15 protein-coding genes are annotated in these 14,269 nt (G+C 68.4%); 6 read left to right on the top strand and 9 right to left on the bottom strand.

Going from position 1 to position 14,269, the window contains the following annotated elements:
- The first annotated feature begins 4 nt into the window (after nucleotides 1-4).
- Together L8951_RS11605 and L8951_RS03315 are read left to right on the top strand one after the other, a co-directional pair.
- Entirely contained in the window at nucleotides 5-3,427 is a 3,423-nt protein-coding gene (locus L8951_RS11605) for an efflux RND transporter permease subunit (RefSeq protein ID WP_244381568.1), read from the top strand.
- A 42-nt stretch (nucleotides 3,428-3,469) separates the two neighbouring features.
- Entirely contained in the window at nucleotides 3,470-4,738 is a 1,269-nt protein-coding gene (locus tag L8951_RS03315; RefSeq protein WP_244381569.1) for a DUF445 domain-containing protein, read from the top strand.
- On the opposite strand, the gene murA is transcribed toward L8951_RS03315, so the two are convergent.
- The 3 genes from murA to L8951_RS03330 all read right to left on the bottom strand — a co-directional run bounded on the left by murA (nucleotide 4,735) and on the right by L8951_RS03330 (nucleotide 7,007).
- Nucleotides 4,735-6,018, bottom strand: a complete 1,284-nt coding sequence (murA, locus tag L8951_RS03320; RefSeq protein ID WP_244381570.1) for a UDP-N-acetylglucosamine 1-carboxyvinyltransferase — start codon at nucleotides 6,016-6,018, stop codon at nucleotides 4,735-4,737. The two genes, L8951_RS03315 and murA, sit on opposite strands and share 4 nt — an antisense overlap.
- Nucleotides 6,019-6,062: 44 nt before the next feature.
- Nucleotides 6,063-6,410 carry an ATP-dependent Clp protease adapter ClpS gene (gene clpS, locus L8951_RS03325; protein ID WP_244381571.1) on the bottom strand — a complete coding sequence of 116 codons (348 nt, stop codon included), beginning with the start codon at nucleotides 6,408-6,410 and terminating at the stop codon, nucleotides 6,063-6,065.
- Nucleotides 6,411-6,539: 129 nt separating this feature from the next.
- A complete protein-coding gene (locus tag L8951_RS03330) occupies nucleotides 6,540-7,007 on the bottom strand; it encodes a phasin family protein (RefSeq protein ID WP_244381572.1) in 468 nt (155 codons plus the stop codon).
- Here L8951_RS03330 and L8951_RS03335 point away from each other — a divergent pair.
- Both L8951_RS03335 and gmk read left to right on the top strand, forming a co-directional pair.
- Entirely contained in the window at nucleotides 6,991-7,263 is a 273-nt protein-coding gene (locus L8951_RS03335) for a hypothetical protein (protein ID WP_244381573.1), read from the top strand. The two genes, L8951_RS03330 and L8951_RS03335, sit on opposite strands and share 17 nt — an antisense overlap.
- 166 nt (nucleotides 7,264-7,429) lie before the next feature.
- Nucleotides 7,430-8,062 (top strand): guanylate kinase, encoded by a 633-nt coding sequence (gene gmk, locus L8951_RS03340; RefSeq protein ID WP_244381574.1) that lies wholly within the window; start codon nucleotides 7,430-7,432, stop codon nucleotides 8,060-8,062.
- Between the two features lie 13 nt (nucleotides 8,063-8,075).
- Here the strand turns inward: gmk and L8951_RS03345 are convergent, their stop codons facing one another.
- From L8951_RS03345 to L8951_RS03365, 5 genes are read right to left on the bottom strand one after another with little or no spacing between them, the layout of a single operon-like run.
- Nucleotides 8,076-8,765 (bottom strand): ATP12 family chaperone protein, encoded by a 690-nt coding sequence (locus tag L8951_RS03345; RefSeq protein ID WP_244381575.1) that lies wholly within the window; start codon nucleotides 8,763-8,765, stop codon nucleotides 8,076-8,078.
- Nucleotides 8,762-8,989 (bottom strand): hypothetical protein, encoded by a 228-nt coding sequence (locus L8951_RS03350; protein WP_244381576.1) that lies wholly within the window; start codon nucleotides 8,987-8,989, stop codon nucleotides 8,762-8,764. The genes L8951_RS03345 and L8951_RS03350 overlap by 4 nt, the downstream gene beginning before the upstream one ends.
- Complete coding sequence (locus L8951_RS03355) at nucleotides 8,986-9,684, bottom strand: HAD-IA family hydrolase (protein WP_244381577.1); 699 nt, start codon at nucleotides 9,682-9,684, stop codon at nucleotides 8,986-8,988. Before L8951_RS03355 ends, L8951_RS03350 begins: the two co-directional genes overlap by 4 nt.
- Nucleotides 9,681-10,868: an RluA family pseudouridine synthase gene (locus tag L8951_RS03360; RefSeq protein WP_244381578.1), complete on the bottom strand. Its 1,188-nt coding sequence runs from the start codon at nucleotides 10,866-10,868 to the stop codon at nucleotides 9,681-9,683. The genes L8951_RS03355 and L8951_RS03360 overlap by 4 nt, the downstream gene beginning before the upstream one ends.
- 10 nt (nucleotides 10,869-10,878) lie before the next feature.
- Nucleotides 10,879-11,241, bottom strand: a complete 363-nt coding sequence (locus tag L8951_RS03365; RefSeq protein WP_244381579.1) for a ribose-phosphate pyrophosphokinase — start codon at nucleotides 11,239-11,241, stop codon at nucleotides 10,879-10,881.
- A 114-nt stretch (nucleotides 11,242-11,355) separates the two neighbouring features.
- On the opposite strand from L8951_RS03365, the gene rarD reads away from it, so the two are divergent.
- The gene (gene rarD / locus L8951_RS03370) at nucleotides 11,356-12,255 is read left to right on the top strand and encodes an EamA family transporter RarD (protein WP_244381580.1); all 900 of its coding nucleotides are present in this window, start codon (nucleotides 11,356-11,358) and stop codon (nucleotides 12,253-12,255) included.
- Between the two features lie 37 nt (nucleotides 12,256-12,292).
- Entirely contained in the window at nucleotides 12,293-12,514 is a 222-nt protein-coding gene (locus L8951_RS03375) for a hypothetical protein (RefSeq protein ID WP_244381581.1), read from the top strand.
- Nucleotides 12,515-12,551: 37 nt separating this feature from the next.
- Here the strand turns inward: L8951_RS03375 and L8951_RS03380 are convergent, their stop codons facing one another.
- Nucleotides 12,552-14,258 (bottom strand): PHA/PHB synthase family protein, encoded by a 1,707-nt coding sequence (locus L8951_RS03380; RefSeq protein ID WP_244381582.1) that lies wholly within the window; start codon nucleotides 14,256-14,258, stop codon nucleotides 12,552-12,554.
- Nucleotides 14,259-14,269 lie beyond the last annotated feature (11 nt).

The following is a 14,269-nucleotide window of genomic DNA, read 5'->3' on the forward strand; positions in this document are numbered from 1 at the left end:
GACCGTGAACTTCCGCCGCATTTCCGAGTGGAGCATCCGCAATCCGGTGCCCCCGATCGTGCTGTTCACCGTGCTCCTCATCGCGGGGATCATCGCGTTCGTGCGGATGGAAGTCACCAACAACCCCGACATCGATTTCCCGGCCGCCAACGTCACCATCATCCTGCCCTCCGCCGCGCCCGAGGAGATCGAGAACCAGATCACCCAGCGGGTCGAGGCCGCGGTGCGCGGGATCGAGGGGGTCGACGAGATCAACTCGAGCATCAACGAAGGCTCGTCCAACACCTTCGTCCAGTTCGAGATCGGCACCGATACCGACCGCGCGGTCAACGACGTGCGCGATGCGATCAGCCAGGTCCGCGGGTCGCTGCCGCAGGGCATCCTCGAGCCGCGGGTGAGCCGCATCGACATCTCGGGCGACAGCCTCTCCTTCATCGCCGCGCGCACCACCGACATGACGCTGGAGGAGCTGTCGTGGTTCATCGACAATGACGTCAATCGGCGGCTGCTCGGGGTCGAGGGGATCGCCGAGGTGCAGCGCTTCGGCGGGGTCGACCGCGAGATCCGCGTCACGCTCGACCCGCGCGCGCTGCAGGCGCAGGGTCTGACCGCGGCGGCGGTCAACAACCAGCTGCGCCAGCTCAACATCAACGCCGCCGGCGGGCGCACCGAGATCGCCGGCTCGCAACAGTCGGTGCGGGTGCTCGGTAATGCCGAGACCGCCGCCGCGCTCGGCGAGACGCAGATCGCGACCGGGGGTGGCCGGGTCGTGCGGCTGCGCGACATCGCCACCGTGCGCGATGCCGCCTCCGAACAGACGAGCTATGCGCGGATGAACGGCGAGGAAGTCGTCGTCTTCAACTTCAGCCGCGCCAAGGGCGCGTCCGACGTGACCGCCTATGACAGCGGGTGGGACGTGCTGGCGCAGATCGAGGAGGAGGACCCGCGGGTCGACTTCATCGAGATCTCGAACAACGTCGATTACACCAAGACCCAATATACCAGCTCGATGCAGGCGCTGATCGAAGGCGCGCTGCTCGCGGTGCTGGTGGTCTTCCTGTTCCTGCGCGACCTGCGCGCCACGGTGATCGCTGCGGTCGCGATCCCGCTGTCGGCGATCCCCGCCTTCTTCTTCATGGACCTGATGTCGATCAACCTCAATTTCCTCAGCCTGCTCGCGCTCGCGCTGGTGGCCGGGGTGCTCGTCGACGATGCGATCGTGGAGATCGAGAACATCGTGCGCCACATGCGGATGGGCAAGTCGGCGTGGCGTGCCAGCATCGACGCCGCCGACGAGATCGGGCTCGCCGTGCTGGCCACCACCGCGACCATCGTCGCGGTGTTCCTGCCGGTCGCGCTGATGCCCGGCATCTCGGGCCAGTTCTTCAAGAATTTCGGCTATACCGTGGTCCTCGCGGTGATCATGTCGCTGCTCGTGGCGCGCATGATCACGCCGCTGATGGCCGCCTATTTCCTGCGCGCCCACGGCGAGCAGGAGCATGCCAACGGGCGGATCATGCAGGCCTATATGAAGGTGCTGCGCTGGACCATCTCGTCGGAGAAGATGCGCGCCATCCGCGGCTCGCTCGTCGAGGCGCCGCCGGTGCTCGCGGCGCGGATCGTTCCCGCCGTGCTCGCCTTCGTCCTGTCCTCGCTGCTGATCGTCTCGCAGTCCGCGCAGGCGCCCGAGCCGATGGGGCCGGTCGCCGCCATCCTGATGGGCTCGGTGCAGTTCCTCGTCCTGCTCGGCATCCTCAGCCTGCTGACGATGACGGTCGGCTGGCTGTGGGGCAAGCTGCGCGGTTTCGACGACAGCCCGTTCGCGGCGCGCGCGCGCTACCGGCTCAAGCGGCTGGGGTCGCGGTTCCGCGACCATCGCATGGCCGCCGTCGGCGGGGGTTTCCTCACGCTGGCGCTCACCGTCATCCTGTTCGCGCAGCTGCCGATGCAATTCTCGCCGCAGGAGGATCGCGACAGCTCGCGCATCAACGTCTCGTTGCCTCCCGGCGCGACGATCGAGCAGACCGCCGCGATCATCGAGCGGGTCGCCGACGAGGTCGACGACCATCCGCAGGTGGAAAATGTCTTCCAGCGGATCTTCACCACCAGCGGCAACGTCAACATCGTGTGGAAGGACGACCGCCCCGAGGAAAGCTTCGTCTACGAACGCGAACTGGCCCCGGTGCTCGCGCGCATCCCCGATGCCCGCGTCAACTTCCAGAGCCAGGGCGGCGGCGGCCCCGGGGGGTCGGGGCAGGCGATCACCTTCTATCTCGGCTCGAGCGATCCCGAACTGCTCGAACAGACCGCCTACCAGATCGCCGAGGAAATGGCGCAGCGCCCCGAACTGGTCGGGCCGCGCGTCGTCGGCGACGACATTCGCCCCGAGATCCAGATCACCCCGCGCTTCGACCTGGCCGCCGACCTCGGGGTGACCACCGCCTCGCTCAGCCAGACGATCCGCATCGCCACGATCGGCGAGGTCGAGCAGAACAGCGCCAAATTCTCGCTGTCGGATCGCCAGATCCCGGTCACCGTCTCGCTGTCCGAGCAGGAGCGCGAGAATATCGATACGCTGCTCAACCTGCCGGTGCCGACCCAGTCGGGCGGCTCGGTGCCCCTCAAATCGGTCGCCGACATCAGCTTCGGCGCGGGGCCGACCTCGATCCAGCGGACCGACCAGCAGCGCCGCATCGCGGTCGGCACCGATTTCGTGCCCGAACTCCAGCAGGGCGAGGCATGGGCGATCGTCAACCAGCTGCCGACGATCCAGAACCTGCCGCGCGGGGTGCAGCGGCTCGATCTGGGCGAACAGAAATGGCAACAGGAGCTCTTGTTCAACTTCGTGGTCGCGGTCGCCGCCGGGGTGATGCTCGTCTTCGCGGTGCTGGTGCTGCTCTACCGCCGCTTCCTCGCGCCCTTCGTCAACATGGGCTCGCTCCTGCTCGCGCCGCTCGGCGCGGCGGTGGCGCTCAACCTCGCGGGCATGCAGATCTCGCTGCCGGTGTTCATCGGGCTGCTGATGCTGCTCGGCATCGTCGCCAAGAACTCGATCCTGCTGGTCGACTTCGCGCTCGAGATGATGAACCAGGGGATGGAGAAGGACGAGGCGATCGCCGAAGCCGGGCACAAGCGCGCGCAGCCGATCGTGATGACCACGGTGGCGATGGTCGCGGGGATGATCCCGATCGCGCTGTCGCTGCACGGCGACAGTTCGTGGCGCGCGCCGATGGGCTATGCCGTGATCGGGGGGCTGATCTTCTCGACCGCGCTCACGCTGCTCCTCGTGCCGGCCTATTACAGCCTCGCGATCGACATGGAAAAACGGCTCGCGGCCAAGTTCGGCGGCTTCGTCAATCCGCGCGACGAGGCCCGGCGGCTACCCGGGGGCGAGGAACCGCCGCCCGCCGCGCTCCCGGCCGAATAGCGCGCGGGTGACCTTTTCCCCGATCGTGCGTTAGGGCAGGATATGGCGAGCGGCCCCGTCCCCCTTTCGCGTTTTTCCTCCGACCAGCCGGGCGCAGGCGGGATGAAGCGGCTCGCGACCGGGCTGCTCGTGCTGATGGCGCTGCTCTACTTCAGCTCGCGCCAGCTCGAGCCCGCCTATCCCTGGCTCGAATGGGTCGAGGCGTTCGCCGAGGCGGCGATGGTCGGCGCGCTGGCCGACTGGTTCGCGGTCACCGCGCTGTTCCGCCACCCGCTCGGGCTGCCGATCCCCCACACCGCGATCATTCCCAAGAACAAGGATCGCATCGGCACCGCGCTGTCGCGCTTCATCCGCGAGAATTTCCTCGTCGCCCCGGTGATCGCCCGGCGCATGCGCAAGACCGACGTCGCGGGCGCGATCGGCCGCTTCCTCGCGCATCCCTCGGGGGGCGAGACGCGGATGCGCAGCGGCGCGAGCCGCCTCATTGCCGACGCCTTCGAGGGGCTCGATGACGAACGCCTCGGCGGCATCGCCAAGGACGCGCTCAAGGCCCGCCTCAAGCGCATGAACGTCTCGCCCGTGATCGGCCGCGCGCTCGCGGTCGCGATCAACGAGGATCGCCACCTGCCGGCGATGGAAAAGGCCATCGCCTATCTCGCCAACGCGCTCGACGACAACGAGCATATGATCCGCGACATGGTCTACAAGCGGACCAGCTGGCTGCTGCGCCTCGCCACCGTGGACGAGCGCATCGCCGACCAGCTGGTCGAGGGGCTGCGCAAGCTCTTCCGCGACATGGAGGCCGACCCCGGGCACCCGGTGCGCGTCAAGATCGAGCACCAGCTCGCCGACCTTGCCAACAACCTGCAGACCGACCCCGCGCTGATGGCCAAGGTCGAGCAATGGAAGGTGCGCGCGATCGAGAACTCGTCGGTCGCGCTGTGGCTCGACGACCTGTGGCAGCGCTTTCGCACCGGCATCATCGAGGGCGCGCACAACCCCGACGGCGCGATGGCGGGGCAGCTGGGCGAGGTGCTCGGCTCGATCGGCCACAGCCTCGAGACCGACGCGCGCCTCAAGGCCGCGATCAACCGCTTCACCCGCCGCGCCGCCGCCGGCATGGCGGCCAGCTACGGCGACAATATCGTCACGCTCGTATCCGATACGGTGCGCTCGTGGGACGCGACGACGGTCACCGAGCGGCTCGAGGGCGCGGTCGGGCGCGATCTCCAATATATCCGCATCAACGGCACGCTGGTCGGCGGCCTCGTCGGCACCGGGCTGCACGCGCTGGGGAAGGTCGGGATCTAGCCGCCCGAGCGGCGCTCGATCGTCGCGCCGACGCCCGCCAGCTTCTCCTCGAGCCGCTCGTAGCCGCGGTCGAGGTGGTAGACGCGCAGCACCTCGGTCTCGCCCTTGGCGGCGAGCCCGGCGAGCACGAGGCTCATCGAGGCGCGAAGGTCGGTCGCCATCACCTTGGCGCCCGTCAGCCCCTCGACCCCGCGCACGATGGCGCTGCGCCCGCGCGTCTCGATCTCGGCGCCCATGCGGCGCAGCTCGGGGACGTGCATGTAGCGGTTCTCAAAGATCGTCTCCTCGAGATAGCTGTCGCCGTCGGCCAGCGTCATCATCGCCATGAACTGCGCCTGCATGTCGGTGGCGAAGCCGGGATAGGGTGCGGTCGAGATGGCGAGCGGCCGCAATCTGCCGGTCGCCGACACCTTGAGCCCCGCGTCGGTGAATTCGGTGAGCAGCCCCGCGGCGGCGAGCGCGTTGGTGGTCGCCAGCATGTCCGAAGCGCGCGCCCCGACCAGCTCGATCGAGCCGCCCGTGATCCCCGCCGCGCAGGCATAGCTGCCGGCCTCGATCCGGTCGGGCATGACCGCATAGTCGGCGCCGTGCAGCGCCTCGACGCCGGTGATGGTGAGATGCCCCGAACCGATGCCCTCGATCGACGCACCCATCGCGACGAGGCAGTTGCACAGGTCGACGATCTCGGGCTCGCGCGCGGCGTTGAACAGCTGGGTGGTGCCGGTGCACAGCGTCGCCGCCATGACCGCATTCTCGGTCGCGCCGACCGAGACCACGGGGAAGGTATATTCACCCCCCGGCAGCTTGCCGCCCGGCGCCACCGCCTTCACATAGCCCTCGGCCAGTTCGATCTCGGCCCCCATCGCCTCGAGAGCGCGCAGGTGCAGTTCGATCGGGCGATCGCCGATCGCGCAGCCGCCGGGCAGGCTGACGGTGCTCTCGCCCATCCGCGCCAGCATCGGGCCGAGCACGAGGATCGAGGCGCGCATCTTGCGCACCAGCTCGTAGGGCGCGACGGTCGAGGCGATCTCGCTGGCATCGAGCGTGATCGTGCGGTTGCTGTCGCCCGCCTTCTTGCCGGCAAAGGCGGTGCCGACGCCAAGCTCGTTCATCAGGTGCGAGAAGCTGTCGACGTCGGCGAGCCGCGGCAGGTTCGACAGCGTGAGCTTCTCCTCGGTGAGCAGCGCGCAGGGGATGAGCGTGAGCACGGCGTTCTTCGCGCCCGAGATGGGGATCTTCCCCTCGAGCCGCTTGCCGCCTTCGATCCAGATAGAGTCCATGACCGGGCTTTAGCGCCCGCACCGCGCAGCGCAAGGTCGGGCGGTCACGCTTTCTCGAGCGTGCATTGCAGCGGATGCTGGTTCTGGCGGGCGAAATCCATCACCTGGCTGACCTTGGTCTCGGCGACCTCGTAGGGAAACACCCCGCAGACCGCCACGCCCTGCTGGTGGACCTGGAGCATGACCCGGGTGGCGTCGTCGATCCCCATGTTGAAATAGCGCTGGAGGACGAGCACGACGAATTCCATCGGCGTGTAATCGTCGTTGAGCATCAGCACCTTGTAGTTCGACGGCTTCTTGGTCTTGGGACGCGTGGCGGTGGCGACGCCGGCTTCGCCGTCGGTGTCGTCGACATGGTCCTGCCCCGCAACAATGATCTTCAGGTCACTCATGATGCTCCACATATGGCAACCGGCGAACGCGTCGCAACCACCAAGGCTCCGCTTTGTGGCAAATGAAAAAGGGCCGCCGTCCCGGCTTGGGATGGCGGCCCTCCTTTTCGGTCGAAAATCGAGCGGCCGTTAGGCCATCATCGACTTCACCTTCTCGACGTTGAGGCTGGCGCGGTTCGAGACCGGCTGCATCGCCTCGCCCGCCAGCTTGACCATCTTCTCGGTCAGCTTGGCGGTCTCGGCGACCATCAGGTCGAACTGCGACTTGGCCAGTTCGGACTGGATCGCGACATATTCCTGCGGGTTCTTGGCCTCGGCCAGCCGACGCAGGTTGTCCGAGGCGCTCTCGAACTGGGTGCGCCCGTCCTCGATCAGCTCGGTGCCGATATCCTTGGCGCCCGAGGCAGCGATCTTCGAGGCCTCGATCATCGCCTCGACATTGGCCTTGGCGATGTGCGCCAGTTCCTCGCCACCGGCGCGGGTCTTGGCGAACAGTTCCTCGCCCTGCTGGCCCGCCTTGGCGAACAGTTCCTCGACCTTGTCGGCGTTGGGCATGTCGTAACCGGCAAACCACTTGGTCATGTCAAAATTGGTCATCGTGTCTTCCTTCTTGGCGGCGGGCGCGGGCTTGGATGCCGCCTTGCGCACCGCCGGTTTCTTCGCGGAGGCCGCCGCTTTGGCCGCCTTCCGATTGATCTTGCTGGCGGCGGCCTTGACCGGCTCGGCCGGGGTCGCAACCGCTTCGTTCTTCACCGGCGAGGGATCGACCGGAGCCGCCGTTTTCTCGGCCGGCTCGGGCGTCGCTTGCTTGTCGGTCGGCGCCGTGTCGGCAGCCTTCGCCTTGGTCGCGTGATCCTTTGCCATAACCCCACCTTTCCGTGTGATGTTGCATCGCAATATATATTGCATCGCAGCAAGGTTCAAGCGATTTTGTTGCGATGCACAAACACCCGTCGCGGCAGCGCCACGGGTTGACGCATCCCGGCCCCATCCGCCATGGCGCGAAGATGGAATTGGCGATGAAAAACCGGCGCGGCCTGCTGATCGTGCTGTCGAGCCCTTCGGGCGCGGGCAAGTCCTCGATCAGTCGGCAGCTGATGCACGACGACACGAACATCACCATGTCGATCTCGGCGACCACGCGGCCACCGCGCCCCGGCGAAATCGACGGCAAGCACTATCATTTCGTCTCCGATGCCGAGTTCGACCGCATGGTCGAGCAGGACGAATTCGCCGAATGGGCCTATGTCTTCGACCATCGCTACGGCAGCCCCAAGGAGCCGATCAAGGAGGCGCTGCGGCAGGGCAAGGACATCCTCTTCGACATCGACTGGCAGGGCACGCAGGCGCTCGTCTACGCCTTCGGGCACGAGCTGGTGCCAATCTTTATCCTGCCGCCGTCGATGGGCGAACTCGAGAAACGCCTTCGCGGGCGCAACACCGACAGCGAGGACGTGATCACCGGTCGCATGCATCGCGCCGAGCGCGAGATCGGCCACTGGTTCAGCTACGACTATGTGCTGGTCAACGACGATTTCGCGCAGTGCCTCGACGAGGTGAAGAAGATCATCGAGGCCGAGCGGTTGAAGAAGATCCGCCGCCCCGACCTGCCGCGCTTCGTGCGCCAGCTGGTTGAACGCCCCAACGACTAGGACGGGGCGCCGCTCACAGCAGCTCGAGGAAGCGCGCCCCCGTCATGAAGTCCACGCGCCTGGCCGCGCTCGCGCGTTCGCCCTCGGGATCGTCCCCCCATTGCTCGACCTGGTGGCGACGATGGCAGTCGGTCGCCGCCCACGCCGCGGGCGGTGCAACCGCCCCGTGCCGCACCGCGAGCGCCGCCACGAGCGAGCCGCCGTTGCGAACCATCGGCGACAGCCCGGCCAGCACGAAGGGGTCCTCGTTCGCGACCGCGGCCGCCAGGGTGGCGATCGTCTCGGGGGGCTGCTCGACATGCATGACCCGCGCGGTGGTGACGAAGTCGATTTCATAATGGTCGCGCGCCCAGTCGAGCAGCGGGTCCCATTCGGCCTCTTCGCGCTCGGCCAGCGAGCGGGGATAGTCGGCGCGATAGCAGAAGAGCTCGTTGGCCGCATAGGCCGACAGCTCGGCGGCAAAGCGTTCCTTGTCGGGCGCAATCCGGTCGATCGCGGCATTGGCCAGCCCGGTCATCGGCAACGCGCGCGGATCGACCTTGTCCTCGACCGCGCGCCATTCGGCCGCGATCGCCTGCGCCAGCGCCTCGCTCGGTACCACGAGGTCCTGCTGCGCCGGGGTCTTGAGCACGCGCTCGTCGAGCCGCACCGTCCATCCGCCCTCGACGCGCTCGACCTCGACCGCCTTCCAGAAACGTTTCACCGGTCTTCCTCCGCCCAGATCTTCTTCAACAGCCGGGGGCCGAACAGCAGGTCGGCCGCGCCCGAGATGGCGAGCAGCGTCCCGATCACCGGGAATTCCTCGCCGAACGGGTTCTTCAGCGCGACCATCAGGCCGCCGAACAGGAAGACGAGCCCCGACAGGCGCACCAGCGCGAACGCCTCGAAGCGCCGCTTCCACAGCGCATCGTCCTCGCTCGGCGTCATGGTCGCGCGTCCCGACATGGCGCGGGCGCCGCGAAGCCGTGCCGCCGCCAGCCCTCGCTCAGCGCGAGGACCTCGCCGGCGTGCGCCGCGATCGCATGTGCCCCGCCCCCCGCCAGCTCGTGCGCGTCGTGATAGCCCCAGGCCACCCCGATCGCCCCGACCCCGGCGTTGCGCGCCATCCGCATGTCGTGCCCGGTATCGCCGATCATGACCGTGTGCGGCGGCTCGGCCCCGGCATCGCGCATCGCTTCGAGCAGCATCGAGGGATGCGGCTTGGAGGGGTGGCGGTCGGCGGTCTGGAGGCTGATGAAATGCTCGCGCCAGCCGTGTTGTTCGAGGATATGCGCAAGCCCGCGGTCGGACTTGCCCGTCGCCACCGCGAGCAGCCAGCCGGCCGCCTCGAAGGCGCCGAGCAGCTCCGCGATCCCCTCATAGGGATCCTCGGCCGCCGCGCCCGAGGCGCGCAGGTCGACGAAGGCCTGCTTGTAGGTCGCCGCGAGCGCGTCGTGATCGGCCTCGGGCACCAGCGCCTGCATCGCCTCGACGAGGCTGAGCCCGATCACCTTCTGCGCCTCGTTGCGCGGTGGGCAGCGATGGCCGTGGTGGCGCAGCGCCGTATCGAGCGCGTCGTGGATCGTGGCGCCCGAATCGACCAGCGTCCCGTCGCAATCGAAGACCGCCAGCTTGACGCTCATCGCCCGCGCCCCCTGGGCGGCCCCTTGCGCCCCGGCTTGCCCCCCGGCTTGGCGCCCGGCCTGCCCGGCCGCCCCGGCTTGCCGCCCTTGCGCGCATCCGGCCCCGCGGCGCGCGCGCGCCGTTCGCCCTTGCGGCCCTTGCGAATATCCTTCGCGATATTCTTCTTGCGACGGATCTTGGCCTCGAGGCTGTTGCCCGGGTCGGGGCTCGAGAGCGGGAGGTTGTCGCCATCGCGCGGCTCGAAGCCGAGGCTGGCAAGGCTCTCGGCGAAATGCGCGGGCAAGTCGGCGGTGCGATCGATCACCTTGCCCTTGGGCGCGCCGATCTTGAGGCGCCGCGCATGGAGGTGCAGCTTGCGGCTGATCCCGCCGGTCAGCATCGCGTCGGCGCCGCCATATTTGGCATCGCCGATGATCGGGTGGCCGACCGCCGCCATGTGCGCGCGCAGCTGGTGCGTGCGCCCGGTCAGCGGTTGCAGTTCGACGAAGGCGGCGCGGCTGCCCGCGCGATCGATCACGCGGATCTTGGTCTTGGCGGGGGCGCCCTCTTCCATGTCGACATGCATCTTCTCGCCGCCGGTCCCCGGCTGCTTGGCGAGCGGCAGGTCGATGATCCCGTCGGCGACCTCGGGCACCCCGGTGACGATCGCCCAGTAGACCTTGCGCGCCGACCGGTTCTGGAAGGCGGCGGAGAAGTGCGCGGCGGCGCGGGGGCCGCGGGCCACGAGGATCGCGCCCGAGGTATCCTTGTCGAGGCGGTGGACCAGCTTGGGCTTGCCCATCCCGTCCTGGTCGAGCCCGTGCAGCAGGCGGTCGAGATGCTGCTTGGTCTTGGTCCCCCCCTGCGTCGCCAGCCCCGGCGGCTTGTTGAGCAGGAAGGCGTCGGGGGTCTTGACGATGACCATCGATTCGACCGCGTCGATCTCGTCGTCGCTCAGGTCGACCGTCGGCTTCTCGCGCTGGGCGGGGGCGGCGTCGCTGTCGGGGGGCACGCGGATCTGCATCCCCGTCGCGATCCGGTCGCCCGGGGTCGTGCGCCCGCCATCCAGCCGCAGCTGACCGGTGCGCGCCCATTTGGCGATCGTCCCGAAGCTCACGCCCGGCAGGTGCCGCTTGAACCAGCGGTCGAGGCGGATGCCGTCATCCTCGTCCTCGACGGTGAAATTGCGAACATCGTCACTCATGGCTCGCCCCTTAGCCCCGCGCGGCCCAATAGTCGAAGGCCAATCGCTGCAACCGCTTGATCAGGCGAGCCGCGGCGGGCCCCTCCCACGGGCCGGCGTAGGAGCCCTTCTGGCCGCCGACCCACCAGCCCTGCCCGGGCAGGCCGTCGGCGGCGCGCACCACCAGCACCGCCAGTTCGGGTTCGCCGCGCCCGCGCGCCTCGGCGTCGACCGCTTCGAGCGTCTTGCACAGCGCGCGCATCTTCGGGCGGGTGAAGCGGTGCCCCAGGTGCGCGAGCAATTCGGAATAGGTCAGCGCGGTCCGCGCGCGCGCCGCACCGACCAGATGCGCCCGCACCTCGTCGGGATCATGCAGGGGATCATCGCCGGCCATCCTTCGCAACCTAGGACCGATCGCGCTCGGGCACCAGTTCGATCGGCGCGCACCCGGCCCGCGGGGACCTCGGCGATTGACATTCGCGCCGCGGCACAGCAGCGCGCATCGCCGATGACCTCGTCCGACCCGTCCCGCGCCGGCTACGCCTATGCGCTGTCCGCCTTCGCGCTGTGGGGGCTGATCCCCTTGTTCTTCAAGGCGCTGATCCCGGTCGATTCGCTCGATATCGTCGCCCATCGCATCCTGTGGGCGATCCCCCCGCTGGCGCTGCTGCTGTGGGCGCGCGGCCGGCTCGACGAGCTGGCCCGGGCGCTGCGCAACCCCAGGGTTCGCGCCACCCTCCTGCTCACCGCGGCGCTGATCGCGGTCAACTGGCTGGTCTACATCCTCGGGGTGAACTCGGGCCATGTGCTGGCCACCAGCCTCGGCTATTATCTCAACCCGCTGATCAACGTGCTGATCGGCCGATTTCTGCTGCACGAGCAACTCGGTCGGCTGCAATGGGGTGCGCTCGGGCTTGCCGCCATCGGCATCGCAATCCTCGCCGCGGGGGCAAGCTTCACCGACCTGTGGATCACCCTCACGCTCGCCTTCAGCTTCGGCTTCTACGGCTATTTCCGTAAGCAGGTCGATGTCGGCGCCGCCCCCGGGCTGTTGCTCGAGACGATCATCCTCGCCCCGCTCACCATCCTCTGGCTGTGGGGGCTGCGCGACCCGGGCGAGCCGCTGTGGGGGCCGAGCGACTGGCACATGGCGCTGCTGCTGGTGTCGGGCGCAGTGACCGCGGTACCGCTCCTCCTGTTCACCGAGGGGGCGCGCCGCCTGCCCTACTCGACGCTCGGCATCCTCCAGTTCCTCGCCCCGACCATGCAGTTCCTGATGGGCGTCTTCCTGTTCGGCGAGCTGTTCACCACCGCGCGCGCGCTGGCCTTCGCCTGCATCTGGAGCGCGATCGGCCTGTATGTCGTAGCGCTGGTGCAGGAGCGCCGCCGCCGACGCCAGCCGTCTTAGTCTTGCAATACAGCTGGACGCCGCCTATAGCGGAGCCATGCTCAACATTCTCTCCGTCATCCTCGGCATCGTCGGTCTCGTCCTCGCGCTGATCGGGCTCGTGCCCTTCCTCGGCTGGACCAACTGGATCTGGCTCATCGTCCCGGTGATCGGCGCCGGGCTCGGGCTCCTGAGCCGGGGCCGCACGGGGTTCCGGCTCAACCTGTTCGTCGGCGCGGTAATGGTCGTGCGATTGATCTTCGGCGGCGGTGTGCTCTGACCTCGACTCCGCGGCCCGGGCCAAACGCTCGGCGCGCTCAGCGCGTCTTGACGTAGCGCCCGGGCGCGTCCTCGATCGGCTTCAGCCGCCCCTTGCCGGGCACCCGCGCGCCGGTCGCCTCGACCGTGGCCGCATCGATCCCGCGGAGCCAGTCGATCCAGTCGGGCCACCAGCTGCCCTCGTGCCGCTCGGCCTTCTCGCGGAACGCGGCGAGGTCGCTCGCCGGGACCCCCGGCGCGAGCACCGAATAATGGTATTTGCCCGCCGCCGGCGGGTTCACCACCCCCGCGATATGGCCCGACCCCGCGAGCACGAACCGCACCGGGCCGCGCACATGTTCGTTGATCTTCCACACGCTTCCCGGCGGCGCGATATGGTCCTGCTCGCCGGCCTGCACATAGAGCGGGGTCTCGATCATCGTCAGGTCGATGGGGTGGCCATCGATGCTGATCGCGCCGGGTTCGACTAGCAGGTTGTCGCGGTAGAGCCGCTTGAGATAGTCGATGTGCCAGCGCGCCGGCAGGTTGGTGACGTCGCCGTTCCAGTGGAGCAGGTCGAACGGGCGCGGGTCCTTGCCCATCAGGTAATTGTTGACGACATAGTTCCAGACGAGGTCGCGCCCGCGCAGCACGTTGAAGGTCGCCGCCAGCACGCGCCCGTCTGTCACCCCCGTCTCGGCCGACAGCTGCTCGAGCGTGGCGATCGTTTCCTCGTTGACGAACATCTTGAGATCGCCCGCGTCCTCGAAATCGACCTGCGCGGTGAACAGCGTGGCGCTCGCCACCTTGTCGGCCTCGCCGCGCGCCGCGAGCAGCGCGAGCGTCATCGCGAGGACGGTGCCCGCCACGCAATAGCCGATGGCATGGACGCGCTCGACCCCGAGCAGGTCGCGCACCGTGTCGATCGCCTCGACCTGCGCGGCGACATAATCGTCCATGGCGATGTCGGCGATGCTCGCGTCGGCCGACTTCCAGCTGACCATGAACAGGCTCACCCCCTGGTCGACCGCCCATTTGACGAAGCTTTTCTCGGGGGTGAGATCGAGGATGTAGAAGCGGTTGATCCATGGCGGGAAGACGACCAGCGGTGTCTCGAGCACGGTCGCGGTGGTCGGCGCATAATGGATCAGCTGGAACAGCTCGGTCTCGTAGATCACCTTGCCCGGGGTGGTGGCCAGATTGCGGCCGAGCTCGAACGCGCCCTCGGGGCTCTGCGTGAGCTGGCCCTGTGCCAGGTCGGCGAAGAAGTTGCTCATCCCCTTGGCAAGGCTGTCACCCCCCGTCTCGACCGCCTCGGCGAGCACCTCGGGATTGGTCAGCGCGAAATTGGCCGGGCTCATCGCATCGACCATCTCGCGGCAGGCGAAGCGCAGTTTCTCGCGTTCCTCCTCGCCCAGCCCCTCGATCCGGTCGACCGTCTCGAGCATCTGCGCGCTCCAGCCGAGATAGGCCTGCCTGATCCCGGCGAAGAGCGGGTTGTCGGACCATTCGGGCGAGGCGAAGCGGCGGTCGCGCTGGTGCCCCGCCGCCTCCATCTGCCCGAGCATCCTGGTCCAGGCCTCGAGCCCCTGCGCCCACGCCCGCGCGCCCGCGTCGGCAAGATCGCCCGCCTCCTCGCCGCCCGCGCCGACCCCGAGCCCCGGGGCCTTGGCCGCGCCCGCGAAGGTCTCGGCCCACGCGTCCATCCACATCTTCTGCGTCCGCGCCATCACCGCTGCCCAGTCCTCGCCCGGCTTGTCCGTCATCGCTGCCGCCT

Origin of the sequence: Sphingomicrobium astaxanthinifaciens (genome assembly GCF_022865105.1) — a bacterium.
GTDB lineage: Bacteria > Pseudomonadota > Alphaproteobacteria > Sphingomonadales > Sphingomonadaceae > Sphingomicrobium > Sphingomicrobium astaxanthinifaciens.

Bases quoted from the DNA above. Each gene is read 5' to 3' on its own strand.
- murA (WP_244381570.1), bottom strand. From the start codon at position 6,018: ATGGACTCTATCTGGATCGAAGGCGGCAAGCGGCTCGAGGGGAAGATC.
- L8951_RS03350 (WP_244381576.1), bottom strand. From the start codon at position 8,989: ATGACGCCGAGCGAGGACGATGCGCTGTGGAAGCGGCGCTTCGAGGCG.
- L8951_RS03355 (WP_244381577.1), bottom strand. From the start codon at position 9,684: ATGAGCGTCAAGCTGGCGGTCTTCGATTGCGACGGGACGCTGGTCGAT.
- L8951_RS03335 (WP_244381573.1), top strand. From the start codon at position 6,991: ATGTCAAAATTGGTCATCGTGTCTTCCTTCTTGGCGGCGGGCGCGGGC.
- rarD (WP_244381580.1), top strand. From the start codon at position 11,356: ATGACCTCGTCCGACCCGTCCCGCGCCGGCTACGCCTATGCGCTGTCC.
- gmk (WP_244381574.1), top strand. From the start codon at position 7,430: ATGAAAAACCGGCGCGGCCTGCTGATCGTGCTGTCGAGCCCTTCGGGC.
- L8951_RS03375 (WP_244381581.1), top strand. From the start codon at position 12,293: ATGCTCAACATTCTCTCCGTCATCCTCGGCATCGTCGGTCTCGTCCTC.
- L8951_RS03315 (WP_244381569.1), top strand. From the start codon at position 3,470: ATGGCGAGCGGCCCCGTCCCCCTTTCGCGTTTTTCCTCCGACCAGCCG.
- L8951_RS03330 (WP_244381572.1), bottom strand. From the start codon at position 7,007: ATGACCAATTTTGACATGACCAAGTGGTTTGCCGGTTACGACATGCCC.
- L8951_RS03380 (WP_244381582.1), bottom strand. From the start codon at position 14,258: ATGACGGACAAGCCGGGCGAGGACTGGGCAGCGGTGATGGCGCGGACG.
- L8951_RS03365 (WP_244381579.1), bottom strand. From the start codon at position 11,241: ATGGCCGGCGATGATCCCCTGCATGATCCCGACGAGGTGCGGGCGCAT.
- L8951_RS03360 (WP_244381578.1), bottom strand. From the start codon at position 10,868: ATGAGTGACGATGTTCGCAATTTCACCGTCGAGGACGAGGATGACGGC.
- clpS (WP_244381571.1), bottom strand. From the start codon at position 6,410: ATGAGTGACCTGAAGATCATTGTTGCGGGGCAGGACCATGTCGACGAC.